Annotated in this window: 1 protein-coding gene and 1 pseudogene; one reads left to right on the forward strand and one right to left on the reverse strand. The window is 38.7% G+C overall.

The annotated features are described in order from the left end of the window. Positions 1–214: pseudogene (locus HZY83_RS08280) on the reverse strand (hypothetical protein); the annotation flags it as partial. Between the two features lie 28 nt (positions 215–242). On the opposite strand from HZY83_RS08280, the gene HZY83_RS08285 reads away from it, so the two are divergent. Then, a partial coding sequence (locus HZY83_RS08285; protein WP_218925366.1) for a hypothetical protein occupies positions 243–517 on the forward strand: 275 nt, incomplete at its 3' end.

Genomic DNA, 517 nt, shown 5'->3' on the forward strand with positions numbered 1-517 from the left:
CAGACTCAGAGAGCACATCAACATCAACAAGCGACAGTGCATCCACAAGTCTAAGTAACTCAGACAGTACAAGTACTTCAATGAGTGCTTCAAACAGTGAAAGCGAGTCACTAAGTGACTCAACATCAACATCATTAAGTACTAGTACATCACTAAGTGACAGTACATCAGGCTCATTAAGTGATTCTACCTCAGGAAGTACATCTATAAGCACAAGCACTTCAATTAGCAATTCAACAAGTATGAGTACATCTGAATCAGAAAGTGAGTCAATATCATCTAAGAGTCAATTCTCATCCTCTATGGTTGAACCGACTAGCACATCGTTGCCAGAATTTGATTTACCATCATACTTGGCTTCAGAATCAATCAGTGCTTCAACATCAATGAGTAGCTCAGAATCACTAAGTACATCAACATCAGATTCCTTAAGTGATTCGACATCGACGAGCGTATCGCTTTCAAACAGCGATTCAACATCAAATTCTCAATCAATTAGTGATTCTAACTCTAGTAG

The sequence above is a fragment of the Gemella sp. GH3 genome (assembly GCF_013415425.1).
Classification (GTDB): Bacteria; Bacillota; Bacilli; order Staphylococcales; family Gemellaceae; genus Gemelliphila.